Below are 26,118 nucleotides of genomic sequence, written 5' to 3'. Positions count from 1 at the left end.
GCTCACACCAGCCCGTGCTCCTCGAGCTTGTTGTAGAGCGTGCGGCGGCTGATGCCCAGCAGCCGCGCGGCCAGTGTGCGGTTGTCCCCGGCGCGCCTCAGCGCGTCCAGCAGGGCCTGCCGCTCCGTCTCCCGGCGCTGGGACTCCAGCGTCTTCGGCTCGGTCCCTCCAGGCGTCGCTACGGGCGCGGCATTCGGGGGGGCTACCTGGGGCGGCGCGGGCATCAGCCCCGGTTGCCGTGACAGCTCGCGCGCCACGTCCTCTCCGGTGAGGGCAGGTCCGTCCGACAGCACCACCAGCCGCTCCATGAAGTTCTGGAGCTGGCGCACGTTGCCTGGCCAGGGCTGGGCCTGCAGGGCCTGGAGCGCATCCAGTGCCAGAGTGAAGGGCTGTTTCCCATTGGCCTTGGCGTGCACCTCCAGGAAGTGCCGCGCCAGCGGTTCGGTGTCCTCGGGCCGAGCCCGCAGCGGCGGCAGCCACACCGGCACCACGTTGAGCCGGTAGAAGAGGTCCTCGCGGAACTCTCCCTTCTTCACCATCTCCTCCAGCGGCCGGTGGGTGGCCGCCACGAAGCGCACGTCCACCTTCAGCGTCTGTGTGCCGCCCAGCCGCTCGAACTCCCGCTCCTGCAGCAGCCGCAGCAGCTTCACCTGCACGTGCGGAGTGATGTCGCCAATCTCGTCCAGGAAGAGCGTACCCCCGTTGGCCAGCTCCACCCGGCCCGGCTTGCGCGTGGCCGCCCCGGTGAAGGCGCCCTTCTCGTAGCCGAACAGCTCGCTCTCCAGCAGCGTCTCCGGCAGCGCCGCGCAGTGCAGCTTCACGAACGGGCCGCTCCGGCGAGGGCTCTCGTCATGCACCACCTTGGCCGCCAGCTCCTTGCCCGTGCCGGACTCGCCGCGCAGCAGCACCGTCGCCGTGCCTCCCGCTGCCCGCCGCAGCAGGGACTCCACCTCCGCCATCGCCGCGCTGCGGCCCACGAAGGCGCTCGTCTTCAGGGGCTGGCGCTCCGCGTCTCCCTGCGCACGCAGCAGGGCCTTGCGGATCGTGAAGAGAATTTCCTCCCGGTCGAACGGCTTGAGGATGAAGTCCGCCGCGCCCGCCTTCATGGCCTCCACCGCCATGGGCACCGTGCCGTGCGCGGTGATGAGCACCACCGGCACGTCCGCGTAGGCGCGCGTCACCTCGGCCAGCAGCTCCAGGCCACTCATGCCCGGCATCCTCACGTCGCTCACCACCACGTCGATGGGCTTCTGCCCCAGGACGGCGAGCGCCTCCGCCCCGTTCTTCGTGGTGTGCACCGTGAGCCCCGCCTGCGCCAGCAGCGCGCCGAGCACCTTGGCCACGGCGGGGTCATCGTCCACCAGCAACACGCTTCCCTTCAGGGGCTCGGCCACGGTGCTCCTTCTCCTGGGGCGGACACGCCCTCGTGCGCCTCGGGTGCGGGCAGGCGCAGACTCACGATGGTACCCCGCCCCTCCCGGCTCGTCAGCGATACCGCTCCGCCGTGCGCCTCCACCACCCGCCGCACGAACGCCAGCCCCAGCCCGCTGCCCTGGGCCTTCGTGGTGAAGAACTCGTCGAAGGCCCGCTCCCGCGTGCGAGCATCCATGCCCTCGCCCGTGTCCTCCACGCTCACCATTACCCCTCCGGCCTCCGGATTCTCACGCTGGGTGCGCACGGTGACGGTGCCGCCCTGGGGCATGGCCTCGCATGCGTTTCGCACCAGGTTCTCCAGTGCGTTGGCCAGCAAGTCGTAGTCCCCCGCGCAGCGCGGGAGCTCCGGGTCCAGGGCACGCTCGAACTTCACGTTGGCGTACCCGGCGAAGGCCTGGAGCGACAGCACGTCCGCCACCAGCCCGTTCATATCCAGGGGCCGAGGCAGTGGCTCCACGCGCCCCAGGCGCTGGTACGTGCTCACCACCCGGTCCAGCCGCTCCACCTGGTCCAGCAGCAGGTCCAGGAACTCGCCCTTGTCGTCCCAGGGGCGCTTCTGCGCGTGCTCCTCCTGGAGGTACTGCGCGGCGCCCTTGAGCGCGGCGATGGGGTTTCGCAGGTCATGCGCCATCTGCGCCGAGAAGCGACCCAGGGTGGCCAGGCGCTCCAGGCGCTCGCGCTGGGTGACGAAGGCGCTCACCCCTCGGCGGGCCGCGGCCAGCAGCGCGAACGTGATGGCGGCGGTGCCCACTACCAGTGCGCCCTGCTCGGCGGCGAAGAGCCGGAAGACGATGAGGTACGCCAGCACGCCCACCACCGTCAGCGTCACCGCGTACAGCGCCGAGCCGCTCGGGTCCTTGCCGAAGAGGTGGAAGCGCAGGGCCACGGTGGCCATCACCGGCAGTCCCAGCAGTGTGCCCAGAGTGCCCAGCCGGGGCACGTTCAGCCCCAGGTCCGCCATGAGGTTCGTGCCGGGCAGCGCCACCAGGAGCACCAGGCCCAACAGGAGCAGGGCCGTGCGGATGCGCTCCTCCAGGCGCAGTGCTCGGCGGAGGTGGAGCAGCAGCAGGCCCCACCCCAGGCCCAGCAGCAAGGTGACGAGCAGCAGCGTCAGCCGGGCGAAGGTGAGCGAGTTGGCGCGCGCCGCGATCCACGGAGAGCCCAGCGCGGACAGGGCCACCGCCGCGAAGAGGCCGAAGAGGCCATAGGTGGAGTAGATGACCACGGCGAAGCGGCGCCGCTGGCCGGTGAAGGCGAGGATGAAGTGCAGTGCGCAGGGGGCCGTGATGACCGTGGCGCTGAGCGCGACGAGCCGCCAGCCCTCCTCGCCGGAGACGCCGTACGCGAAGTGGGAGAAGTTCCACGTAGATAGCGCGATGGACAACAGCGAGAGCGGCAGGGCCAGGGGGCTGCGTCCCACGCGCGCCAGGGCCAGCCCCGCCAGTGCGAGCTGCCCCGCGCACGCCACGAGGCTCAGCCAGGCCTGCCCGCTCATGTCTCACTCCCCCTGTTGCCCAACGCGCCCTGCTCCTTGCTCCGCGCCATCATAGTCCGGTCCCCGCGAAGGAGCCCCCCTGTCGGGCCGGACCAGAACCAACCGGTATGCTGGCCATACCAGTTCGCAACTTCTCTGAAGGGTCTAGAGTGCGGGTTTGAGATGTCCGGTCCCCGCTTGCACTCCCCGGGAAGTGCCCGCGCACGCCCGCCTGGTGATGACTGGGTCGACGTCACCCGTGATTCGGCCACGAGCATCGAGACCATCCGCGCCCACTTCACGGGCCATGCGTACGATCCCCACTTCCATGCCGAGTACCTCGTGGGCGTGACGGAGCAGGGGCTCCAGGAGTTCTCGTGCCGCCGAGCGCTTCACCGCAGCACTCCCGGGCGCGTCATCCTCATCGAGCCGGGAGAGACGCATGACGGCCAGGCTCGGGGCGATGAGGGCTTCACGTACCTGATGCTCTACCTGGCTCCCTCCTGGCTGGCCCAGGCCTGCACCCGGGCGGCGGATGGTGCCTTCCCGCACGTGCACCCTGGCTTCCGCGCCACGCTCAATGACGAGCCCCGCCTCGCACTCGCCATCCGCCGGGCCTTCTGGAGGCTCCACGAGCCAGAGTCGCGGCTCGCGCGAGATGAGGCCCTGGACACATTGGCCGCCGCGCTCAATCCGCTCCTCGGAGCGTCCGTTGTCAGCCGGATGGGAGAGACCGCCACCCGCGCCGCGCGCCGTGCTCGAGACCTGTTGCGGGAGCGGATGGAGGAGGACCTCGGGCTCGATGAGCTCTCCCGGCTCTGTGGAGCGGACCGCTTCCAACTGTCCCGAGCCTTCCGAGCGGCCTATGGGCTGCCACCCCACGCCTACCTCGTCCAGCTCCGCCTGGCCGCCGCGCGCCGGAGGCTCGCCCTGGGGGAAGTGCCCGCCTCTGTCGCGGCCTCGGTGGGGTTCGCCGACCAGAGCCACCTGGGCCGTTGGTTCCGCCGCGCCTTCGGGCTGACCCCCGCCGCCTACCGCGCGATGTGCACAAACGTTCCAGACGGGCAGTGACTCCTCCGCTGAGGATTCGCCTCAACAGAGGAGACACCCATGCCCGAGCCGTTCACCACCAAGGTCGCGCTGATCGTGCGCGATGATCTCGCCACCTGGCAGCGCTTGAATGTCACTGCCTTCCTCGCCACCGGCATCGCCTCCGCCGCCCCGGAGGCCATCGGCGAGCCCTACGAGGACGCCGCGGGCCGTCGCTATTGCCGCCTGCTCGGCCAGCCGATGATGATCTTCAGCGCGTCCCGGGCCCAGCTTCAGGGCGCACACCGCGCAGCCGTTGATCGCGGCCTGACCACCGCTGTCTACGTGGGCGCCATGTTCTCGACAGGAAACGATGAAGCCAACCGCACGGTGTTCCGGGCCGAGAACCCGGAGGACCTCGATCTGGTGGGCCTTGCGGTGCGAGGGGATCGGAAACAGGTGGATAAAGCGGTGAAAGGACTGGCCCTTCACGGGTGAATCGGCTGCCAGCCCGGAAACCTGCCATTCAAGGCTTCCGTGGAAATAGTTCGTCACAGTCACGAAACAAACAGGTCACGACTTCCAGGCAGGGTGTCTCCTCGCAGCACCAGGGCCGGCAAGGCGCCGGTCCGGGCAGAGGGCCACTTCGCCCTTCAGGGAGAGTCGTATGCCGGGAGTTTCGAGACTGAGCGCGCTGGGCGCTTTTGTGTTGCTCACAGTCGCTTGTGGTGATGGCCGACCCGAGGGCTGGACCGACGAGACGCACGGCAAGAACGCCCCTCCTGACTACGAGACCGTCTTCCCTGCCGACAAGGTCCAGCGGTTCGACATCGTCATCTCCGCCGAGGACTGGCAGGCGATGCAGGACGACATGACGGACATGCTCGGCGCATTCGGCACGGGCAGCGGAGAGGGCGCTGGCGGAGGTGGAGGAGGTGGAGGGCCCGGTGGTGGAGGTGGAGGGCCTCCGGTGGAGCTGACGCAGGCTTGCGAGGGCAAGGCCGCGGGTGATGCCTGCACGGCGAACTTCAACGGCACCACCATCACCTCCACGTGCGCCCAGTTCATGGATCAGGCCCTCCTGTGCGCGCCTCAGGGCGGACCCGGCGGTGGCGGTGGCCCTGGTGGCGGCGAGGGCGGCCCGGGCGGTGGAGGAGGCGTGGACCTCGTCCCGCGCACGCCCGTGTATGTGCAGTCGACGGTGCAATTCAACGGCAAGACGTGGTGGAACGTGGGGATCCGCTACAAGGGCAACTCCACGCTGTCGGGGGGCTGGCGCTCCGGCGTGGGCAAGCTGCCCCTGCGGCTCAACTTCGACAAGTTCGAGGACGACCACCCCGAGATCGAAGGCCAGCACTTCTACGGCTTCAGCAAGCTGTCTCTCTCCAGCAACCAGGGGGATGTCTCGTACATCCGGGACCATGTGGCCTCGGACACGTTCCTCGCCGCGGGAGTGCCGGCGGCCCACACCGGCTTCATGGCCGTGTACGTGGACCACGGCAACGGTCCCGAGTACTTCGGCCTCTACACCGTCGCCGAGGATCCCCAGTCCTCGCTGCTGGACACGCACTTCGGCAATCACGACGGCGCGCTCTACGAGGCGGACGGCACCGGTGCCCGGCTCGGGACGTTCGATGAGGCTTCCTTCGAGGCCCAGAGCGACGCCGCCGAGAAGGGCTGGGAGAGCGTGCAGGCGCTCATCACCGCGCTCAACTCGGATCGCAGCGACGCCGCGGCCTGGCGCGCGGGGCTCGAGGCGAAGCTGGACGTGGACGGCTTCCTGCAGTGGCTCGCCATCAACACGGTGATCACGAACTGGGACAGCTACGGGTCCATGCCGCACAACTACTACCTCTACGCGGACCCGAACGATGGGAACCGGGTGCACTGGATCACCTGGGACCACAACCTGGCCCTGTCCTCCATGCAGGGGCGCTCGTTGACGCTCTCCGAGGTCACCGCGGACTGGCCGCTCATCCGCTACCTCCTGGATGATGCGGTGTACAAGGCCCGGTACGAGCAGTATGCGCGCGAGTCCATTCTGGGCCCGACCTCCGCGGCGGCGATGAAGGCCCGGATTCAGCAGGCGCATGAGCTCATCGCCCCGTGGGTGGTGGGTGAGAACGCCGAGGTGCAGGGCTTCACCTATACGAGTGCGCAGCAGTTCCAGGACTCCCTCGCCGGCGCGTCGGGCCTGCTCGAGTTCGCCGAGCAGCGTGAGGCCGCGGTGAAGACGACCTTTGGTACCTCCCCATGAGCGCTCTGGCCTGGACGGATTCCTCCATGGAGTGCCACTCACCGATGCTGGATCACGAGCGGCGCTTCCTGCCTCCGCAGGCAGCGGTGGAGGCCTTCTTGAACGCCACGGGGCCCTATACCGAGCCCCGTCTGTACGCCAGCGACTACCCCTACGCCTTCACACGCACGACGTACTTCGACACCCAGGAACTGGCCCTGCTGAGCTCCCGAGGCACGGGCCGGGCGCAGCGCCTGCGGTTGCGCGAGTACGCGGGCGCCGCGGAATTGGGCCAGCCCGCTGTCCTGACAGGCCTGCGGTACTTCGAGCTGAAGGTGACCTCTGGGGAGCGGCGGATGAAGTCCCGCTGCCCTGTCTCCGGGGCAGAGGCGGAGGCGCTGCTGACCGGCGCGCCGCTCTCGGACGAGAGCACGGCGGGCGCACTGTTGAAGCAGTTCCTCGCGACACCGGTGAAGCCGTGGGTGACGGCCTGGTATCGGCGCACCACGCACGAGACGTCCGATGGCCGGGTCCGCATCACGCTCGATGAGGATCTGCTCTTCGCGCTGCCGCCCGCACCGGGGAGCTCCGCGCTCCCCTCCCAGGTGCTCCAGCGTTCTCCCGCGGCCCTGCTCGAAGTGAAGTGGCAGGGGCGCCCGCCGTTCTGGCTGGAGCACGCGCTCCGGTTGCTGGGGCCCTCCGAGAGCCAGGGCTCGAAGTTCGAACAGGGGATGCGCGCCCTCTTTGGTGGCCTGCTTCCCGTTCCGTTGTCCCGAGCACGCTGACCCCCCGCGGCCCTCCTGGCGTGGCTTCTTCAAGGATTCTGCATCGTGTCTGACGCGTTCCTCTCCGACTCCCGCCGTCGGCCCTTCGGGGCCCTCGCTGGCGGGAGACTGCTCCTCGCCGCATTGCTCCTCGTGGGATTCTCCGCCAGGGCGCAGGCTCCTGCTTCGGAGCAACCCGAGGCTTCCGCTCCGGCAACGGAGGCATCTTCGGCTCCAGCCACCCAGGAGTCCGCGGCTCCATCGGCTTCCGGCGCTCCCTCGGTGGCGGACAGCCCCGAGGACTCGACGCCCACGGATGCGAAGGATGAGGCCATCGTGCTCTCCACCGCGGCCGGTTCGGTGGAGGTGGGAGGCCGCCTCGATGTGCGCGAGAACCTCGAGCGCCCTGAGGGTGGCATCTGGGCGGGTGAGCTCTCCATCCCCTCCGCGCGAGTCGAGGTGACCTACCGCTGGAAGAAGCGGCTGCGCGCCGTGGTGGAGTTCGATGTCCGGGCCGAGATCAAGGATGCGTACGCCTGGCTGAAGATCGCCAACGGGTTCGCGGCTCGGGCCGGGCGCTTCAAGATGCCCCTCTCGCTGGTGGAGTCCGAGTCCACCACGAGGCTCCCGCTCGTCCGGCGCGGGCTGCTGCGCGATGTGCTGGATGACTCCTTGAGCCTCAGTGGCCGGCGCCCGGGAGCTCAGCTCGAGTGGAAGTGCCCGAGCTGCGAGCGCGAGCTGAAGCTGCAGGCGGCGGTGTTCCAGACGAAAGACCTGGACGGCAAGGTCGCGCTGGAGCGCGGGATTGGGCTCATGCCCGCGCTGCGCGGCACCTGGGATGTGGGACCCGTGGTGGTAGGCGCCTCCGCGCTGCTGCAGCCCAAGGGCGCCAGTGCTGGGGGCGATCAGGGCAGCTGGCTCGCGGAGTTGGATGTTCGGCATACCTTGAATCTCGGCTCGGGGGCGCTGCGTACCTGGGCCGAGCTCATCACCGGCAAGGCCGCCCTCATCGGCGGAACGGGCAATGCCCTCATGGGCCGCGCGGTGACCGCGTGGCGCATCGGCGGCGCCAAGGCGGGCAAGGGTTACCTCGAGCCTGTCTTGATGGTGTCGGCGATCGATCCCGACCGCGACCGCGCGGAGGACCTGCTGTGGGAGGGCTCGTTGGGCCTCAACGCGGGGATGTGGGAGCGGTGGCGGGTGCAGGCGCAGTTCGAGGTGCGCAAGGTGGGCGCGGGCGTTTCTCCCGCGCTCCTGTCCCTGGATGACGGGCTTGCCTCGCGGCGGGCCCTGTTGGTGCAGCTGGAGGTGGGCTTCTAATGTTGATCGTCTTCGAGGGAATCGACGGGTCTGGAAAGACGACCCTCTCCAACCGTGTGGCTCAGGAGTTGCGCAAGGCGGGCCTCCGGGTCCGGCATGTCCGCGAGGGAGGGACGCTGGCGTCTCCCGTCTCCGAGGGGCTGCGGCGCTTCACGCGGGATCCCGCCAACCTGGCGCTCACTCCCACTGCCGAGTTGCTGCTCTACACCGCGCGAGAGGCCCAGCTGCTGGAAGAGGTGACGCGCCCCGCGCTGGCCGAGTGCGAGGTCGTCATCACCGATCGCTTCTTCTACACGGCTGAGGTGCTCGCGCGCTGGGGCCGTGGGCTGTCCGAGCAGGTGGTTCGGCCCGTGGTCGATGCCTGCACGCGAGGCCTGGCGCCGGACCGCGTCTTCCTCATGGATGTGGATCCCGCCCTGGCGAAGGCCCGCCGGCGCCTGTCGAAGATCCTCACGCCGAAGCCTGGCTCTCCGTCTCGGAAGGGGCTGGCGGGGGCAGGGCTCCAGGTGCGGCTGCGCTCGGGCTATCGGACGCTGGCGGCCGAGTCTCCCGAGCGCTGGCGCTTGCTCGAGAATGCGGGTGTGCCGCTCGAGACGCTCGTCCAGCAGGTGGTCCAGGAGATCCTCCAGGCGCGTTCGGGAGCCGTGCTTGCAGTGCCTGCTTCCCGTCCGATGCCCCCGGTGGTCCGCACGGTGGTGGAGGCCCGTGCGAGTTTCCTCCGTCACATCGACATCTGGGCCGAGGAGGAGCCTTCGCTCGCCGCGTACTTCCTCTCGGGAATGGAGGGAGAGGACATGACGGAGCGGCGGAAGCTGCTCGCTGCGCGCTGCCCGGAGCTGGTGGCGCACAGCCTCGGTAGCCTCACGGATGTGGTCTCCTGGGCACTCCGGCGGCAGCTCGCGGACGCGGCCCCAGTCCAGGTGCTGGGCTCCCTGAGGAACGAGACGGCGGATACGCCGGAGGCCTGGGAGCTTCGCGAGCGGCTGGCGGAGCGGGCGCCCGGGGCGGTGGCAGAGTCCCTGGATCTGCTGGACTCGGAGCAGGCGTGGCGGCTGCGCGAGCGGCTCTACTTCTCTGCCTCGGAGAGCGTGATCGCCTCCTTGGAGGGACTGGATACGGAGCGGGCCTGGGCCGAGCGGTTGAGGTGGCTCTCGGATGCTGGCGGGGAAGAGGCGCTCGGCTTGGAGAAGGTGGCTCGCACGGCGTGCCGCTCCATCCGAGGGCTGGACAGCGAGCAGGCGTGGGCGTGGCGCAAGCGCGCGTGGGCCATTGCTCCGGACGCGGTGCTGCGCTCGGTGGGAGGGCTCATGAGCCCTCGGGCCTGGGAGCTGCGCGAGCAGCACGTGGCGCGTGCGCCTCGGGCCGTCTTGAGCACGCTCGATGGCCTGGACACTCCTCGCGCCTGGGCGCTGCGGGAGTCCTTCGGTGCGCAGTGCGAGGAGGTGCTGGACTCCATGTGGGGTCTGGAAGGCGGCGCGGCCTGGGGGTTGCGCACGGCGCTGGCGGACTCCTGGCCTGCGGCGACGGTGAGGAGCCTGGGGCCTCTGCTGCAGATGGCTCGTGGGCGAGTCCTCGCCGAGCGGCTGCTGGCGAGTCACCCTCAGGACTTCGCCCTGCTGCGCCAGGCCGCGCGCGGTGCACCGGATACCGCTCGGGGAGCCCTGCATGCCACCGCTTGATACGGTGATGCAGGACCTGGATGCGGGTCCGCACAAGTTCAACGCCCTGATGCTGCTGCTTCGCTTTACCCTGGCCCTGGTGCTTGGAGGGATCCTGGCCTACCGGCCGTGGCGCAAGGTGCTGCCGAATGCGCCCGCGCTCGTCTCCCAGACGGCGCAGACGCAGGTGCTGGTGGCCGTGGCGGGCGCGCTGGTGACCACGGTCATTGGCGACAGCATGTCCCGTGCGTTCAGCCTTGTGGGGCTCGGAGGCTTCATCCGTTTCCGTTCTGGCATCAAGGATCCGCGGGACGCGGCGGTCATGTTCGTGATGATCGGCGTGGGCATGGGATGCGGGCTGGGCGCGGCGTCGATCGCGCTCTGCGCGGCGGCGTTCTTCGGCTGCGTGCTGCTGGTGTTGGATGCGACCAGCGAGGGGCGCATGGAGGTGGTGCGGCTGTCGCTGGGGCTCGAGGACCTGAGCGCAGCGATCCCTCCCTTGCGGGAGATGCACCCGACGGCCCGCTTCCTCTCGCTGGAGCAGGCCTCGGAATCGCGAGAGGGCACTGCGGTGGTGGAGCTCACCGTGCCGGCGCGGACGGACGGGCTGGCATTGCTGGAGGCCGTGCGCAAACGGCTGCCCGGAGTCCAGAGCGCATCGATTGATCCGGATTGACGGTGTCTTGCGACGAGAGCGGAGCTCAGGAGGTCGAATGCTCAGGAAGCTGATGCCCAAGACTGACGATTTCTTCAACGACTTCGATGCCCAGTGCGCGATGACCGTGGAGGGCACACGGATGCTGCACGCGCTGCTGAGCGACTACCGTGACGTGGCCAACCGGGTCCAGGCCATCGAGGAGATCGAACTCAAGGGAGACGAGGTGACGCACACCGCCGTCAACCGGCTGCACAAGGAGTTCATCACCCCGTTCGACCGGACGCAGATCCACTCCCTGCTGTCGCGCATCGACGATGTGCTGGACTTCGCCCACGCGGCGGCGGCCCGGCTGCTCTACTACGAAATCCAGACCGGATTGCCAGACGCGGCTGAGCTGGCGCGGTTGCTGGTGATGTGCGCGGAGAAGGTGCAGGAGGTGGTGGCGCTTCTGCGGCTCATCAAGCAACCGGAGCAGATCCTCGCGGGGTGCAAGGCGATCAAGCAACTGGAGACGCAGGCGGACGAGGTGCTGCGCGCGGCGATGGGCCGGCTCTTCAAGAGCGGAGTGGATCCCGTCACTCTCATCAAGTGGAAGGAGATCTACGACTTGATCGAGACGGCCACGGACAAGTGCCTGGACGTGGCGGACGTCATCGAGGGCGTGGTGCTGGAGCACTCCTGAGCCCCTCCGGGCGCGGTCCGAGCCAACTGGTATGCTGGCCATACCAGTTCGGTTCATTCCTGCCGCCAGAGGGGCTATCACTCCAGGCGGGCCCTTGCCCGCCGCTGTTCGTGCGAGGGGCGCGGCCTCCTGGGTTCAGGCGCCGAGCCGGCGGTGCTGTTCGCGCAGGGCGGTCACCTGCTGGGTCCAGTCCGACAGGCGCTGCCGCTCTTGAGCGACCACGGCAGCGGGCGCGTTGTTGACGAAGGTCTCGCTTGCGAGCTTGGTGTTGCACTTCGCGATGTCTGCCTCCAGGCGCTTGATCTCCTTGTCCAGGCGGGCCTTCTCCGCGGACAGGTCGATCAGTCCAGCCAGGGGGATCAGCAGCTTCAGCTCGCCGACGATGCCCGTGGCCGAGGCAGGCGCCTCGCCCTCGAGCCATGCGATGGACTCCAGGCGGGACAGGAACTTCAGCCCGGCCTCGAACCGCTGGGTGCGCTCACGGTCCTCGGCGGTCCCGCCTTGTAGCAGCAACGGCACGGGCCGGGTCGGCGCGATGTTCATCTCGCTCCGGATGCGGCGCAGTTGCGACACGGCTGCCTTGAGCCACTCGATGTCGGCCTCGGCCTGGGAGTAGTCGCTGGTGAAGTGCTTTGGCTCCGGATAGGGCTGAGTGCTGATCGAATCGCCAGCGATGCCGAGCTTCGGCGCGACGGAGTGCCAGATCTCCTCGGTGATGAAGGGGATCAGCGGGTGCAGCAGGCGCAGCGTGTTCTCCAGCACGAACAGCAGCGTGTGGCGTGTACTCTGGGCCGCCTCGCTGTCGCCGCCGGTGAGCGCAGGCTTGGCCAGTTCCAGGAACCAGTCGCAGAACTCGTTCCAGGTGAACTCGTACAGCGCCTGTGAGACGAGATCGAACCGGTAGGCGGCGAACTGGGTCTCGACCTCCCGGACGGTGCGGGTCAGGCGCGAGAGGATCCAGCGCTCGGCATCCGTCTTGGGAGAAGGACTCCCCGTGGCGGTGAAGCCCTCGCAGTTCATCAGCGCGAAGCGGGCGGCGTTCCAGAGCTTGTTGCAGAAGGCCTTGTAGCCCTCGGCGCGCTTGAGATCGAACTTGATGTCTCGGCCGTGAGTGGCCAGCGAGGCGAAGGTGAAGCGCAACGCATCCGCGCCGTGAGCGGAAATGCCGTTCGGGAACTCCTTGCGCGTCGCCTTCTCGATCTTCTGAGCCATCTGCGGCTGCATCAGGCCGCTGGTGCGCTTGGCGAGCAGCGCGTCGAGCGTGATGCCGTCGATGATGTCGATCGGGTCCAGGATGTTGCCCTTGGCCTTCGACATCTTCTGGCCTTCGTGGTCTCGCACCAGGCCGGTGATGTAGACGTCTCGGAACGGGACCTTCCCGGTGAAGTGGTCGGTCATCATGATCATCCGGGCGACCCAGAAGAAGATGATGTCGAAGCCGGTCACCAGCACCGAGGTAGGCAGATATCGATCGAAGCCGTACTTCTTCATCTGCTCCGGGTCGGGCCAGCCGAGCGTGCCGTGCGACCACAGCGCCGAGCTGAACCAGGTCTCCAGTACATCGCTGTCCCGGGTGAGGGCCACCTCGGCGCCGAGTCCATGCCGGGCGCGGATCTCTGCTTCGTCGCGGCCGACGTAGGCCTTTCCGCTGGCGTCGTACCACGCGGGGATGCGGTGTCCCCACCAGAGCTGCCGGCTGATGCACCAGTCCTGGATGTTGCCCATCCAGTGCCGGTAGGTGCTGACCCAGTTCTCCGGAACGAAGCGGACGGAGCCATTCTCGACCAGCTCCAGTCCGCGCTTCGCCAGCGAGTCCATCTTCACGAACCACTGGCTCGTCAGATAGGGCTCGATCACCTGCCCGGTGCGGTCACCGCGAGGCACCTGGAGCTTGTGCTTCTTCTCCTCGACCAGTAGACCGGCCGCTGTGAGGTCAGCGAGCACGGCCTTGCGCGCGACGTAGCGGTCGAGCCCGCGATACTTCTCCGGGGCGTTCTCGTTGAGAGTGGCCTCCGGGGTGAAGATGTTGATCATCGGCAGCGAGTGCCGCTGGCCGACCGCGTAGTCATTGAAGTCGTGCGCCGGGGTGATCTTCACGCAGCCGGTGCCGAAGTCCTTGTCGACGTAGGTGTCCGCGATGATGGGGATTTCGCGGTCGGTCAGTGGCAGCTTGACCTTCTTGCCGACCCACTGCGTGTAGCGCTCGTCCTCCGGGTGCACGGCCACGGCGACGTCTCCGAGCAGCGTCTCCGGTCGCGTGGTGGCCACGACCAGCGAGCCACTGCCATCCGCCAGCGGGTAGGAGATGGACCACAGCTTGCCGTCCTCCTCCTCGCTGACCACCTCCAGGTCGGAGATGGCGGTCTTGAGCACGGGATCCCAGTTCACGAGGCGCTGGCCGCGATAGATGAGTCCTTCCTCGTACAGGCGTACGAAGGTCTCGATGACGGCCTTGCTCAGGCCTTCGTCCATCGTGAAGCGCTCGCGGCTCCAGTCACCGGACGTGCCGAGCCGGCGCATCTGCCGGGTGATGGTGTTGCCCGAACTTTGCTTCCACTCCCAGACCTTCTCGATGAACTTCTCACGGCCCAGGCCCTCGCGGGTGAGGTTCTCGAGCGCGAGGTTGCGCGAGACCACCATCTCGGTGGCGATGCCAGCGTGGTCGGTGCCGACCTGCCACAAGGTGTCGAAGCCGAGCATGCGGCTGTGGCGGATGAGCGCATCCATCAGCGTGTGCTGGAAGGCGTGGCCCATGTGCAGCGTGCCGGTGACGTTCGGCGGCGGCAGCATGATGGTGTAGGGCGTACCCTGGCCGGACGGCTTGAAGCAGCCGCTGGCCTCCCAGCGCGCGTACCACTTCGATTCGATGCTCTGCGGTTCGAAGCTCTTATCCATGAGGGGGGACTTCCAATACTCACGGCCCCCGGTCAAGCAGCTCGTACCTCAGGCCCGGATGACCGTCACCGAGCGTCCGGATGGCGAGGTTGATGACTCAGACCGTGTCCGTACCGCAAGAGGGCCGAGCCCTTTGCGCTGGTCGAAAATCACCAGCCAGCCAGAGTCCAGGTTCAGCCCCGCGAGGTACCTGTCGAGCTGCGCGAGCCCTTCAGTTAGCGGAAGGGAGGCAGTGCCGCACGCGAGGGAAACGAGAGCTCGCGGACAACCACCTCGCGGTAGATGGGGTTGGCGACCTCGAAGGCACCTGCCTCGTTCATCCGGATGAGGCCCAGGTCCGTGGCGAAGCGCACATCATCTGGCGGGAGTGGCCCCGGAATGGTGCCGGCGAGCATGGGCTCGAGGATGGCGCGCACGCGCGGCTCTCGCAGGCGCTCGGTCAGGCTGTCCAGGTGTGTCTCCTGGCGCTCGATCAGCATCGCCTTGGCGCGCTCGATGTCCGCACGCCGGACGGGCTGGGAGGTATCGGGGACGACTTCCTCGACAGCCACTTTCGCCAGGGCGTTGACGAGCCACGGCTGGCCCTGGGTGAGTTCGAAGGCCCGGGTGAGCGCTTCCGGCTCGAAGCGCTGGCCTGTGTCCGCGGTGTGCTGGGAGTAGAGTTCCACCACCTCGTCAGCAGTGAAGTCGCGCAGGGTGAGCGAGCGCACCTTGATGTTGAACGGGCTGGCGGTGCCCAGTGACTCTCTATCCTCCGTGGCCACCTTGTAGTCACGCACATCGCGCAGTCCCACCAGCGCCAGGGAGACGGGGAATCTCCCCGAGGATGGCCGCTTCCGCCGCGCCGATGTCGTCATGGAAGGCGGCACCGACCTCCATCGAGACGAGCGCAGCGACATACCTGCCCTCCGAGGTGAGCTCCTGGGCCAGCGAGAGCAGCGCCGTCGTCCTGCCCACCTGCCGCGGGGCGTGGACGACGAAATACCCCTCCTGGTCGATGAGGCGGCGCACCTCGGGCAGGCGCCTCATGGCCGGAAGCATGTAGTGGTGATCCGGCCGGCAAGGGCCTGCGGTGTTGAACCAGCGGGGCATGGAGCGGAACCGTATCACTCCCGGTCCCCTGCTCACGCCGCTCAGTCGTGGGGCTCGTGGTGGTCCGCGGTGTTTCGCTTCCAGTAGCCGCTCACGCTGAGCCACTTCTTGTCCACCTTGCGCTCCTCGACCAGGTACTCACGCAGCGTGCGGAGCGTGTTGGCCTCGCCCGCCAGCCAGGTGAAGAAGTCTCCCGGTGGGAACTGCAGGTTCCGGAGGGCGTCCTCCAGCAATGGGGTGGAGCCGGCCTCCGCGCCGTTGCGGTGCAGCCAGATGACCTGTGCCTGGGCTCGCGTGTTGAACTGCTGCTCCTCGTCGGCGTTCGCGACCTCGATGAGCGCGATGGCGCGTGCCCCGGCGGGGAGTTCCTCCATCCAGCGGCCAATGGCCGGCAGCGCGGTGGAGTCGCCCACCATCAGGTACCAGTCGAAGTCATGCGGGATGAGCACCGAGCTTCGCGGGCCTCCCACGCCGAGCAGATCTCCCGGCTTGGCCTGCGTCGCCCACGTCGACGCCGGGCCGGTGCCATGCAGCACGAAGTCGAGGTCCAGCTCGCCTCGGGCCGCGTCATGGCGCCGCGGCGTGTAGTCGCGGGAGACAGGACGAGGCTTGCCCTCCGGGAACACCAGCCCGCGCGGACCCACCGAGGGCATGAGCGGCTTGCGCTCTCCGGGCGTGGGGAAGAACACCCGCACGTGATCATCGGCCGAAGGGCTCTGGAAGCCCTGCAGCTCCGGGCCACCCAGCGTTACCCGGATCATCTCTGGGCTCAGCCGGGTGACGCGCAGTACCTCGAGGAGCCGGAACTGGAGGGGGAGCGGGACTCGACGCAGCTCTCGTTCTGTCTGTGCCATCTTTTCGAGATTGACTATCGTTCTCAGAATCACGATGCAAGAGGGAAGGACGGACTGCGTGAGGCCCTGGCCGAAGGGGTGGGGCGTCTGTCCTTCGCGAAACCCTTGCCAGATTTCCTCCGCGAGAGTTGTTCTCTCAACGACTCGGAAATAGTCCGTGATTGCGGAGAAAGATGACTATCCCCACTCTTCTCTTCGATGAGTTCGGGACTTCCATCATCGGCGAGCGAACGGTTGCGTCAGCGGACGTTGGCGCTGTTCGCGGTGATGGTCGTCCTCCTCTATGGCGTGGACTGGCTGGCCCTGGGGCATGCCAGCTGGGAGATGCTGGGGGTACGGGTGATCTGGGCGTTGTCCATGGTGCTGACGGCGCTGGGGATGAGGCGCGCGCGCCCCCTTCAGGCGAGGCTGATCAGTGCGAGTTACGGCGTGGTGGCCGCGCTCTGTTATCTGGGCCTGGTGGCCTTCGGGGGCGGGACTCGGAGCGGGTACTTCTCCTTCTTCCCCGCGCTGCCGCTCATCGTCGCCATGGCATCCACCGAGACGTTCGGGGCCGGCCTGACGTGCGGAATCGTCAGCGCGCTGGGCGGCGGGTCGATGATGCTTGCTGCCGGGGAGTCCCTGCTCGCGGCCTTCCTGTGGTCCTTGGTGATGGTCGTCTTGATGTTCTTCGGGATGCACGGGGGCCTGCAGTTTCGCAAGGTGCGATCCGCGGAGAACGAGGCGCTGCTGGAGCGTTCGCGGCGTGAGGCGCTCGAGAAGCTGGCCGAGAGCGAGCGCCGACGGGCCCAGTCCGAGAAGCTGGCGACCATCGGCCGGCTGGCGGCGAGCGTGGCGCACGAGCTGAACAACCCCATTGCCTATGTGCGCTCGAACCTGGTCTTCCTCGAGCGGGAAGTGCTGCTCGCGGCGGGAGGCTCCAGGGCGGAGCTGTCCGAGGCGCTTCGGGATGTGAACGCCGGCGTGGAGCGCATCCGGCAGATCGCCTCCGATCTCCGAAACTTCTCGCACATGGACGAGACGGAAGAGCCCTCGCGATGCGTGCTCGCGGAGGTGGTGCAGGATGCTGCCCGGCTGGCCTCGGTGCGGCTCAAGCACGTGGCGAGGTTGCAGGTGGAGGTGCCCTCGGAGCTGCCTGAAGTCCATGTCGTGCGCCGGCGGCTGGCGCAGGTCATCCTCAATCTCCTGGTGAATGCGGGCGATGCGCTGGAAGGGCACTCTCGCGGGGACGGAGAGATCCGGGTCCTGGCTCGCGCGGAGGGAGAATTCGTGCAACTCCTCATCGAGGACACGGGGCCTGGGTTCCCGGAGGAGGTGCTGTCACGCCTGTTCGAGCCCTTCTTCACCACGAAGGGCCCGGAGAAGGGGACGGGGATCGGCCTGATGCTGTCTCGGGAGTACGTGGAGCAGTTCGGCGGCACGCTGACGGCGGCGAACCGGGAGGAGGGCGGGGCTCGGCTGTGCATCCTGCTGCCGACCCGCCCGAGCAGCCCGGCTCAGAGCGCGCCGAGCCTGCGGGCCCTGGCCGGATCCACGGCGGCGGATTCCCAGCGGCGCACGGCGGCTTCGCGCTCGGCCTCGGGTGCATCCGCGTAGTAGCCCAGGGTGTCATTGAGCGCGCGGCTGAGCTCCTCGATGGCCGCCAGGCGCACGTCCAGCTCCTTGTGCCGCAGCGCCGCCACCAGCCAGTCCGCGCGGCGACGCGTGCGGTTCTCCGCCCACCACGCCGTCCACTGGCGCGGCTGCAGGCCAAAGGTGGCGCGGGTGATTTCTCGCAGCGCCTCGGCGGCGGCCTGGGCGCACATCTCGTCGTCGCTGCCCGTGAGGTTGATCAGGCCCTCGATGGCGTCGCGATCGTGCAGCGCGCCCAGGGCGCGTGCCGCCAGCGAGCGCCGCAGCGGATCCCGGTTGGCCAGTTCCTGGCGCAAGTCTCTCATCGCCGCGTCGAAGCGGGGCAGGTGCTTGAGCGCCGAGGCCGTCGCGCGCGCGGCGCTGGAGATGTCCGGCTCCAGGTCGAACAGTCCGCGCAGCACGCCGTCCACCAGCTCCACATAGGGCAGGTTGCCGGCGGTGAGCAGCGCGAAGTAGCGCGTGTCTGCGTCTCCCGAGTCCAGCAAGGGCGCCAGCATCTGCGCCGCGGGCCGGCCGAGCCGCGACAGGGCGGCGGGGATGGGGCCCAGCTCATCGGCTTCGGGCAGATCCACCACGGGCAGGCGGCTCCAGGCCGTGGGGCCCGGGAAGTTCGTGGCGAGCACGCGCGCGCTGGCCTCCGGGGTGCGGGTCAGCTCCGCCATCGCGCTGGCGCGCTGGGCGGCATCCGGGCCGGTGAGGCGCTTGATCAGCGGCGCGAAGTCCGGAGGCGGACGCTCCTCGCTCATCACCGCGGGAGGCATCGTCGCGGCGCGACCCAGCGAGCCACTGGCGCGGCCGAAGAACGGGCTCCAGCCCAGGCCCGCCGCGGCCGCGGGAGAGGGCACCGCCGTGCCGAACGTCGGAGTCGCCTCGGGAGGCTCCGTGGGGCGCAGATCGGTGATGCGCTGCTTGCGGAAGAGGATGAGCTCCTGGAAGGCGCTCGGCAGGTCCTGGCAGAAAAGGATGAAGTCGGACAGGCGCCGCTGGCTGATGGGCTTCTGGCCGCAGTCTCCGTACACCAGCGCCACGAGCCGGCCGCGCACCTCCACCGGATAGAGGAAGATGGCGCGAGGCGCCTGGCGGCCGAAGAGCTCCACGTAGTGCTTGCTGAGCGCATCCGGCGGGAGCGGCCCGGCGTAGCTGCCACGGGTGACGGCGACCGTGCGGAAGACGCTGCTGGCATCGAGCGGGATCGACACCTGGGAGAGCTGCTCACCCGTCACGCCATCGCCACGTGCCTCCCAGCCTCCCGCGGAGCCGCGGAGGACGGCGAAGGCCGACACATAATCGAACGTGCGGCGGCCGAAGCGCAGGGCCACATCGATGAGGCGATCGCGGTCCCGGGTCGCATCCTTCAGCGCGGCGCGAGCCTGGGCCAGCGTCCAGTCCGGCACGTCCTGGCTCGCAGGCGGCGCGGGAGGCCGTGCGGGTGGGGGCTGCGGGGCCCCGGGAGCCAGCGAGGTGATGGGAATGGGAGCGGCGCTCGGAGCCGGAGCTGCGGGGGCCGCCGTGGGAGCCGGGGCCGCGGCGCGAGCAGCGGGCGTGGGCGCGGGCGCGGGCGTGGCGGGGGTGGGCAGCGGGAATTCAGGCTGCGTCGACGGCCGGCGCGCGGGAGGGACGGCTGGCGTGGGATTGCTGAAGACGAGGAACTGCGGCTCCTTGGGGATGACGGGCGCGGGAGAGGGCGTGAAGCCCGGCGCGGGCGCGGAGGAGCGTTGAGGGGGAGGCGTGGGCTGCGCGGGCGGAGCCGCGGGGCGCTGCGGTGCCGGGGCCTGACCGGCCTGCATGTTCAGGCGCAGCGGCTCTCGCGTATAGGCCGGAGGAGGAACCGGGGCGGCTGGGGGCGCTGCGGGCGGAGGCTGGGCCGCAGGCCGAGCAGCGGCTGCGGGCTGCTGAGGCGCCTGCGCCTGCTGAGGCGCCTGGGGCTGCTGGGGCGCGGCAGCAGTGGGTGCACCGGCCGGCATGTTGAGGCGCAGCGGAGCGCGCGTGTAGGCCGGCGGCGGGACCGAGCTGGCCGCAGGGGCCGAGGGCTGCTGCGCGGCGGCTGGAGGCGGAGGCGGGGGGGCCGCGGACGGGGCTCCCTCGTTCTTCTTCGTCTCCAGCGGCACGGGCTCGGACGCCACCGAGCGCGCCAGCCGCTCCACCATGGCGGGAGTGAGCGAGCCCTCCTCCTCCATGGCCTCGGGGGGAGGCGGCGGGGGGCCTGAGGGAGCAGCGGCGGCAGGGGCTGGAGCCGAAGCTGCAGCCGCAGGCGTGGGCCGGCCATGAAGGGCGGCGATGAGGCTCGAGAAGCGCTCGGTCAGGGGCTGCTTGTAGACGGCGGAGATCCACTCGCGGACGCGGGCCTCGATGGCCACCCACAGCTCCAGGGGCTTGCCGAGGAGGAAGCCCACCTCGTCCAGCTCCTTGCGCGGTACCGGGAAGCCGCAGGCCACATGCAGCGTGTTCCCGTCCAGCGACAGGGGCACCACGCACAGCCGCTCGGCGATCTTCGGGGGGATGAAGGTGGCGACCTCGGCGTTGGGCTCGAAGTCCGCCAGGTTCACCGGCTTGAAGCCGGAGGCCTCGCCCAGCAGCGAGAGCAGCTCGGGCTCGGGGATCCTCCCTGTTTCCAGCAGAGCGGTGTCGATCAGCCCGCCCCGCGTCTGTTGCTGGCGCAAAGCGGCATCCACCGTCTCCTGGGGGAGGAGACCGCGCGCAACCAGGAGCTGGGCGAGTCGGGCTGGCATGAGAGCCGCGGCATCTTACGGCCACGGCCGCAAGGCACAATGACAGTGTGGATCAGCTGGGTTGAATGACGAAGGTGGAGGTCAGCTTGTCATGAAGCGTCTGGCCGCGCCGGTCGAACAGCGCCATCCAGAAGCCCCCGAGGAACAGTCCGAAGGAGACGACGGACAGCATGGCCCGGATGATGGCACGTGTAGGCGCGGGAGCCACGCCGTGGGTGTCCACGAGCCGCAGCCCCAGCAACAGCCGGCCGAGCGTCCGTCCATTCCACAGGAATGCCGCGACGGCACAATACACGGCGGCCAGCACCACCAGCAGGATGGCGCCGGGCAGCAGCACGGCCTTGAGCGCGTGCATCCACGCCGCGATCGAGTCCAGAGCGGTCAACCCCTGGGACGAGGGGGCCTTCACGCCCGCGACGGACGAGGCCAGGGTGATGTAGAGCGTGGCCACGCCGACGATGGCGGCGGTGTCGATGCTGAAGGACAGCAGGCGGCGCCAGAGCGAGGCCGGGCGCGCGTGGATCTCCTGGACCCCCGGCTCCGGCCGAGCGGCGTTGCTGACCCCGGTCCGCACCTGCGCGGGCGCGGATGAAAGCGGGGGCGGAATGGGCATCGGGAGCCGCGGCGTCAGGTGCTCATCCGAGGGGAGCAGCGCCGGAGAAGTCGGGATGGACACCCTGGCCGGAGGGGAGAACGTCACCACCTCGACGGGGTGCGGCCGCGAGTGGGTACCGGGCTCGGGCGCCACGGGGTGGGAGGGTGGTGCCGTGGGAGGCACGGGCAGCCCCGGGCGCTGTGCCGGGCTGGCCATGGCCGTAGGCGGCGGGGCGGCGAAGGGCGGATATCCCGGAGCGGTCTCCTCGGGATCTCCCCCGGGGGCTGGCACCGCGCTCCGCGGCGGCGGCGGCACCGGGAGAGGCTGGGCCAGAGGCGCGGCGCCAGGAGGCGGGATGGTGGGGGCCTGCGTGCCCATGGGCGGCGTCTGGGTCCGAGGCGCGGCCAGCGGGACTGCAGGCTGGGGCGGAGGCGTGGGGCGCCGCGCGGGCATCATCCCGGGAGGGGCGGCCGGGCCGCTCGCCAGATCCGCGAAGCTGGGAACGGTGGGCTCGGAGACGGCCGGGGTGCGCTCCGGGGTGCGCCGCCGGTCGATGTGGATGTCCTGGTTGAGCAGGCCGGGCACGGCCGGGGGGGCACCCGGCAGGGTCTCCGCGGCGGCGGCAGCGGCGCAGGCAGGGCACTCGCCCACGGGCGGCAGGGCAGCTCCGCACTTCATGCACTTGGACAACGGTTCCTCCAGGCAGCAACGGCAGGTGCTACATGAAAGGACGTCCCCGCGTCTGGAGCAAGAAAAGCGCGAACCCCCGCCGGTTCCTTGGTTGAGGAACCGTCAGGGGCTCACCCCCCTCCACCGCCTCGTTCGTTCGGCACAGGACGTGTGGGGTACCTCACACTCAGGCGTGGATGCGGCGCCGGCCCGCGGCTCCCACCAGCAGGAGCACGACGATGGAGCCCACTACGGACATCAGGATACCGGTCGGGTGCACATCGAAAAGGCGCCCGTCACGCACGAAGAGCGAACCGATGAGGCCGCCGACGAGAGAGCCGACCATACCCAGCAGGGTGGTGGCCAGCAGCCCCATGCTCTGACGACCCGGGAGGATGGCGCGCGCAATGAGGCCGGCGATGAGACCGATGATGATGAAGGCAATGATACCCATGGAAAGGTTCTCCTGTGATGAGGAGCCTGAGGTGGCCCCGGACGCAGGAAACGTAGGAATGGCGACGTGAGGGTGGCAGCCGGTACGGGGCGAGCGCCTGCTCTCCTGGCTGCTACCCGAGTTCTCCGTCCAGGTGGGCCATGACGGAGAGTGCGGCCAGCGCCGCGGTCTCCGTGCGGAGGATGAGAGAGCCCAGGCTGACGCCGCGAGCGCCCAGCGCCCTGAGCGCGGCCACCTCCTCGCGCGCGAGCCCTCCCTCGGGGCCCACCACGAGTGCCACGGGAGCTCCGGGCGCGCAGGCGCGGAAGGCCTCTCCGAGAGGTACCGCGGTCTCCTCCTCGTCCAGCACCAGCAGCGCCGTGCCCGGCGTGAGCGCGCGTGCGGCCTCCAGCAGGGGACGGGGCGTGTGCACCTGGGGCACGTCGTTGCGCCGGCATTGGCGCGCGGCCTCCTCGACGATCTTCGTCCAGCGCGCGGTGCGCTCCTCGGCGCGGCGGGGCTCCAGCTTCACCACGCTGCGCACGGTGGCCACGGGGTAGAAGGCGGCGGCGCCCAGCTCGGTGCCCTTCTGGAGCACCCACTCGAGCTTGTCGCCCTTGGGCAGTCCTTGCAGCACGCTCACCGCGCGGCGAGGAGGGGCGCTTCGGGCAGGCCCCAGCGAGAGGCGGACCTCGTGCGTGTCCACGCTCACCACGCGCGCATCGAAGGCGCGGCCCGTGCCGTCGAACACCTCGAGCGAGGCGCCCTCCGCGAGCCGCAGGACGTGGAGGAGGTAGTGGCGGCGATCTCCCGTGAGCACCACCTCGGTGGGAGGAGTCTCCGGGACTGGGGCGAAGAGGCGGACCACGCGAGGGTTCCTTCCGGTCGGGACGGTTGGCTGGAGCCCGAGTTCAGCAGGAAGCCATCGCTCTCACCAGCGTCTCCGCTTGGGTGGCCGCTGTGCTATGGGCCTGCGCGCCATCCTGGGAAAGAGACGATGATCCATCGCATCTGGACGACGCGGAGGCCCGGCCTCGACACGACCGTGGCCCGGTTCGCCATGGCGGGGCGAGCCAATCAGCAGGGGGTGATCGCCAAGGGAGCGCTCCAGGGGGAGCGAGCCGTCTCCGTGGTGCGGCTGATCATGATCGGCCTGTTGGCGCTGAGCCAGGCGAAGATCGCTCGCCTGTTCGGGGAGGAAGTCATCCGCGATCCTCGCCTGGCCTGGATGGGGCGCGTGTACGTCCTCATGGCGATCATCAGCTGCATCGTCCTGTTCCGCCAGAAGCCCAGCGTCTGGCGCGCTCGGTGGATGCCCATCCCCACGGCGCTGATGGATCACGGCTTCCTGGTGGCGCTCACGTGGCGCACATACAAGCTCGATGGCGGGTTCGACGGGGCCATGTTCGCCGCGTGCAGCGCGGTGATGCTGACGTTCTCGGTGCTTCGCTACAGCGCGCTGCACGTGCTGCTGTCCACGGTGCTCGCCTCGGCGGGGTATGTGTTGCTCGCGTGGGCCACGGGGAACCACTCCGCCGGGCGGGTGAGCTTCGTGCTGGGCAGCTACATCGCGCTGGGGCTGCTGCTGGCGTGGACGAACCGGCAGATGCACGGCATGTTCCTGGAGCTGCGCGGTCTGGACAACCTCACGCGCTTCCTGCCGCCGCAGGTGGCGCAGCGGCTCGTGAAGCAGGGCGAGACGTCCCTGATGCCGGTGCAGCGCGAGGTGACGATCCTCTTCAGCGACATCCGCGACTTCACCACGCTGAGCGAGACGCTGCCGCCGCAGCAGGTGCTCAAGCTGCTGGACGACTACTTCGGGCACATGACGCAGATCGTGATGGCGCGAGAGGGCATGGTGAACAAGTTCCTGGGGGACGGGATGCTGGCGTGCTGGGGCGTGCCGGAGCACACCGAGGATCACGCCGAGCAGGCCATGCGAGCGGCGCTGGACATGCGAGCGAAGCTGGTGGAGCTCAACGCGTGGCGCGAGCAGCAGGGCGAGCCGCCGCTGCGCATCGGCATCGGGCTGCACACGGGGATCGTGGCGGCGGGGATGCTGGGGGGAGCGCAGCAGCACGAGTACACGATCATCGGCGACGCGGTGAACGTGGCCTCGCGGGTGGAGGGGCTGACGAAGGTGCTGGGGGTGGACATCCTGGTGAGCGAGAGCACCTGGAGGCGCGGAGGCGCGCGCTTCCAGGGAGAGCTCATGGGCGAGGAGCGGGTGAAGGGCCGCCAGGAGGCGGTGGTGCTCTACTCGCTGAAGGGGCGGGATGCGGCCCCGATGGCGGTGCTCCCCGAGGCCCGGACGGGCACCTGAGCCGGGGAGCCTCGCAGGCCGTGCGGCTCAGGCGCGCGAGGGAGAGGAGGCGCTGAGCTGCGTGGGCTTGATGGAGTAGTCGCCGGTGAGGAGGGCGACGAAGAACAGGGGCCCGACGAGCGCGTGGACGAGGTTGGTGAGGAAGGACGGAGACTTCTTCTCCCAGAGGGTGTGGCCGGCCAGTTGGATGAGCCACCCGCCCACGGCGATGGCGATGACGGCCCAGACAGGGAGCATGCGGCCGATCGGGAAGCAGAGCGCCATGCCCACGGAGACGATGAGTCCCAGCTTCACGTCGGCTCGCAGGTACCACAGGGTGGCGAGCGCCCAGGCGATGAGGCCCAGGGTGAGGACGCCGCCGGGGAGGAAGGGAACGGCCACCAGCTTCACCCAGTCGAGCATCGCGACGACGTGCAGGACGATGACGGGGATGGCGATCTTGTGGGTGAGGCGGTTGGTGGGGTGTTGGTGCGAGGAGGCGTATTCGTCGAAGAGGGCCAGGGTGCGGGGATTGAGCATGGCGGGAGTCCTCGGAAGGGGCGCTACTGTAAAGGTAGGGGACTCCTGGGAGGATTTCCTGGCCGCACGCGCCAATTTCCTGATGGATGGCGCCAGGGCGCTCAGCCGCGGAACTCGCGAGGGGTCATCCCGGTCCAGCGCTTGAAGGCGCGATCGAAGGTGCTGAGGTCCGAGTAGCCGAGGCGGAAGGCCACCTCGCTGATGCCCAGGTGCGGGTCTCTCAGGTACTGGCGGGCCAGCTCGCTACGCACCGCGTCAGCGACATCCTGGAAGGTGGTGTGGTGTTCGGCGAGGCGGCGCTGGAGGGTGCGAGCGCTGACATGAAGCTGCTTCGCGACGGTCTCCATCTTGGGAGGTCCGTCTCGGAGTGAGCCGCGGATGGCCTCGTGGACGCGGAGGACGAACTCGGGCGGCGCGGGCTCTCGGGTGGGAGGGGTGCCGGCGGCACGCTCGAGGACGGAGAGCAGGACAGGATCAGCGGAAACGACAGGCAGGTCCAGGGTGGAGGAGGCGAGGGTGAGGACGTTCATCCCACTGCCGAAGGAGGGGGCGAGGCCGAAGTGGGCGGTGAGGGGGGCGCAGTCAGGCGGAGCCGGATGGGCGAAGGTGACGGCGAGCGGGTTCCACGGTTGCCCGGCGAGCTGGCGTCCCACGTGGACGAAGAGGGCGAGGCCGAACTCGTTGGCATGGCGGCCATAGGAGAGGGGCTCGCCCGGAACGCCATAGGTGAAGGTGCCGGTGGTGGCGTCCTCATGGAAGGAGGCGACCATCCGGTCATTGAGGAGCGCCATGTACCGCGCGAGGCGGCGGAAGGTGTCTCGGAGGGTGGGGGCGGCCCGGGCGATGTACTCGACGAGGCCATAGGTGCCGCGCTTGAAGGCCTGGGCGGCATGGAGCCCGATGAACGCATCTCCCGATTGCTGCTCCGCGGCATCGAGGAAGGCGCGGAGGGTGGAGAGCGGGAGGGAGATCTCCGGGGAGGATTCGGCATCGGGAGGGAGCTGGAAGTCCCGAACGAGCGCTGCCGGGTCCTGGCCATGCGCCCGCAGCCAGGCGAGGAACGGGCCCACGAGTTGGGTCCGCACGTCCTGGGAGGGTTGTCCACCGCTCTGGGGAATCATC

General features: G+C 69.3%; 22 protein-coding genes. 10 read left to right on the top strand and 12 right to left on the bottom strand.

The window, feature by feature from the left end; translation table 11 throughout:
• Positions 1–2 precede the first annotated feature (2 nt).
• Both KY501_RS04215 and KY501_RS04210 read right to left on the bottom strand, forming a co-directional pair.
• Positions 3–1,394, bottom strand: coding sequence for a sigma-54-dependent transcriptional regulator (locus KY501_RS04215; protein WP_224361213.1), 1,392 nt, complete (start codon positions 1,392–1,394; stop codon positions 3–5).
• Positions 1,379–2,929, bottom strand: coding sequence for a sensor histidine kinase (locus tag KY501_RS04210; RefSeq protein WP_224361212.1), 1,551 nt, complete (start codon positions 2,927–2,929; stop codon positions 1,379–1,381). Before KY501_RS04210 ends, KY501_RS04215 begins: the two co-directional genes overlap by 16 nt.
• A 162-nt stretch (positions 2,930–3,091) precedes the next feature.
• On the opposite strand from KY501_RS04210, the gene KY501_RS04205 reads away from it, so the two are divergent.
• The 8 genes from KY501_RS04205 to KY501_RS04170 all read left to right on the top strand — a co-directional run bounded on the left by KY501_RS04205 (position 3,092) and on the right by KY501_RS04170 (position 11,255).
• Entirely contained in the window at positions 3,092–3,979 is an 888-nt protein-coding gene (locus tag KY501_RS04205) for an AraC family transcriptional regulator (RefSeq protein WP_224361211.1), read from the top strand.
• Between the two features lie 39 nt (positions 3,980–4,018).
• Positions 4,019–4,435, top strand: a complete 417-nt coding sequence (locus KY501_RS04200) for a DUF2000 domain-containing protein (RefSeq protein WP_224361210.1) — start codon at positions 4,019–4,021, stop codon at positions 4,433–4,435.
• A 169-nt stretch (positions 4,436–4,604) separates the two neighbouring features.
• Positions 4,605–6,194: a CotH kinase family protein gene (locus tag KY501_RS04195; RefSeq protein WP_224361209.1), complete on the top strand. Its 1,590-nt coding sequence runs from the start codon at positions 4,605–4,607 to the stop codon at positions 6,192–6,194.
• Positions 6,191–6,958: a VTC domain-containing protein gene (locus tag KY501_RS04190; RefSeq protein ID WP_224361208.1), complete on the top strand. Its 768-nt coding sequence runs from the start codon at positions 6,191–6,193 to the stop codon at positions 6,956–6,958. Before KY501_RS04195 ends, KY501_RS04190 begins: the two co-directional genes overlap by 4 nt.
• 45 nt (positions 6,959–7,003) lie before the next feature.
• Positions 7,004–8,257, top strand: coding sequence for a porin (locus tag KY501_RS04185; protein ID WP_224361207.1), 1,254 nt, complete (start codon positions 7,004–7,006; stop codon positions 8,255–8,257).
• The gene (locus tag KY501_RS04180; RefSeq protein ID WP_224361206.1) at positions 8,257–9,936 is read left to right on the top strand and encodes a dTMP kinase; all 1,680 of its coding nucleotides are present in this window, start codon (positions 8,257–8,259) and stop codon (positions 9,934–9,936) included. The genes KY501_RS04185 and KY501_RS04180 overlap by 1 nt, the downstream gene beginning before the upstream one ends.
• Complete coding sequence (locus KY501_RS04175) at positions 9,923–10,591, top strand: DUF4956 domain-containing protein (RefSeq protein WP_224361205.1); 669 nt, start codon at positions 9,923–9,925, stop codon at positions 10,589–10,591. Before KY501_RS04180 ends, KY501_RS04175 begins: the two co-directional genes overlap by 14 nt.
• 37 nt (positions 10,592–10,628) lie before the next feature.
• Positions 10,629–11,255 carry a DUF47 domain-containing protein gene (locus tag KY501_RS04170; RefSeq protein WP_224361204.1) on the top strand — a complete coding sequence of 209 codons (627 nt, stop codon included), beginning with the start codon at positions 10,629–10,631 and terminating at the stop codon, positions 11,253–11,255.
• Between the two features lie 135 nt (positions 11,256–11,390).
• Here the strand turns inward: KY501_RS04170 and KY501_RS04165 are convergent, their stop codons facing one another.
• From KY501_RS04165 to KY501_RS04150, 4 genes are all read right to left on the bottom strand, one after another.
• Positions 11,391–14,150: a valine--tRNA ligase gene (locus tag KY501_RS04165; RefSeq protein WP_224361203.1), complete on the bottom strand. Its 2,760-nt coding sequence runs from the start codon at positions 14,148–14,150 to the stop codon at positions 11,391–11,393.
• Between the two features lie 215 nt (positions 14,151–14,365).
• Complete coding sequence (locus KY501_RS04160; RefSeq protein WP_224361202.1) at positions 14,366–14,929, bottom strand: hypothetical protein; 564 nt, start codon at positions 14,927–14,929, stop codon at positions 14,366–14,368.
• Positions 14,922–15,242, bottom strand: a complete 321-nt coding sequence (locus tag KY501_RS04155) for a hypothetical protein (protein ID WP_224361201.1) — start codon at positions 15,240–15,242, stop codon at positions 14,922–14,924. Before KY501_RS04155 ends, KY501_RS04160 begins: the two co-directional genes overlap by 8 nt.
• A 41-nt stretch (positions 15,243–15,283) precedes the next feature.
• Positions 15,284–16,096, bottom strand: coding sequence for a siderophore-interacting protein (locus KY501_RS04150; RefSeq protein ID WP_224361200.1), 813 nt, complete (start codon positions 16,094–16,096; stop codon positions 15,284–15,286).
• Positions 16,097–16,330: 234 nt separating this feature from the next.
• Between KY501_RS04150 and KY501_RS04145 the strand changes: the two genes are divergently transcribed.
• Positions 16,331–17,692: a sensor histidine kinase gene (locus KY501_RS04145; protein ID WP_224361199.1), complete on the top strand. Its 1,362-nt coding sequence runs from the start codon at positions 16,331–16,333 to the stop codon at positions 17,690–17,692.
• Here the strand turns inward: KY501_RS04145 and KY501_RS04140 are convergent.
• The 4 genes from KY501_RS04140 to KY501_RS04125 all read right to left on the bottom strand — a co-directional run bounded on the left by KY501_RS04140 (position 17,593) and on the right by KY501_RS04125 (position 23,022).
• Positions 17,593–20,457 carry a GspE/PulE/PilB domain-containing protein gene (locus KY501_RS04140; RefSeq protein ID WP_224361198.1) on the bottom strand — a complete coding sequence of 955 codons (2,865 nt, stop codon included), beginning with the start codon at positions 20,455–20,457 and terminating at the stop codon, positions 17,593–17,595. The genes KY501_RS04145 and KY501_RS04140 overlap by 100 nt on opposite strands.
• 52 nt (positions 20,458–20,509) lie before the next feature.
• Positions 20,510–21,742 (bottom strand): RDD family protein, encoded by a 1,233-nt coding sequence (locus tag KY501_RS04135; protein WP_224361197.1) that lies wholly within the window; start codon positions 21,740–21,742, stop codon positions 20,510–20,512.
• Positions 21,743–21,908: 166 nt separating this feature from the next.
• Positions 21,909–22,175 carry a GlsB/YeaQ/YmgE family stress response membrane protein gene (locus KY501_RS04130; RefSeq protein ID WP_224361196.1) on the bottom strand — a complete coding sequence of 89 codons (267 nt, stop codon included), beginning with the start codon at positions 22,173–22,175 and terminating at the stop codon, positions 21,909–21,911.
• Between the two features lie 112 nt (positions 22,176–22,287).
• Entirely contained in the window at positions 22,288–23,022 is a 735-nt protein-coding gene (locus KY501_RS04125) for a 16S rRNA (uracil(1498)-N(3))-methyltransferase (RefSeq protein ID WP_224361195.1), read from the bottom strand.
• Positions 23,023–23,151: 129 nt separating this feature from the next.
• Here KY501_RS04125 and KY501_RS04120 point away from each other — a divergent pair, with 129 nt between their 5' ends.
• On the top strand, positions 23,152–24,477 hold the full coding sequence (locus tag KY501_RS04120; protein ID WP_224361194.1) for an adenylate/guanylate cyclase domain-containing protein: 1,326 nt from the start codon (positions 23,152–23,154) through the stop codon (positions 24,475–24,477).
• A 27-nt stretch (positions 24,478–24,504) separates the two neighbouring features.
• On the opposite strand, the gene KY501_RS04115 is transcribed toward KY501_RS04120, so the two are convergent.
• Positions 24,505–24,996, bottom strand: coding sequence for an Mpo1 family 2-hydroxy fatty acid dioxygenase (locus tag KY501_RS04115; protein WP_224361193.1), 492 nt, complete (start codon positions 24,994–24,996; stop codon positions 24,505–24,507).
• 101 nt (positions 24,997–25,097) lie between these two features.
• Positions 25,098–26,117, bottom strand: a complete 1,020-nt coding sequence (locus KY501_RS04110; RefSeq protein WP_224361192.1) for an AraC family transcriptional regulator — start codon at positions 26,115–26,117, stop codon at positions 25,098–25,100.
• Position 26,118 lies beyond the last annotated feature (1 nt).

The organism is Hyalangium versicolor, from assembly GCF_020103695.1.
GTDB lineage: Bacteria > Myxococcota > Myxococcia > Myxococcales > Myxococcaceae > Hyalangium > Hyalangium versicolor.
This window is presented reverse-complemented; position numbering and strand designations above follow the sequence as displayed.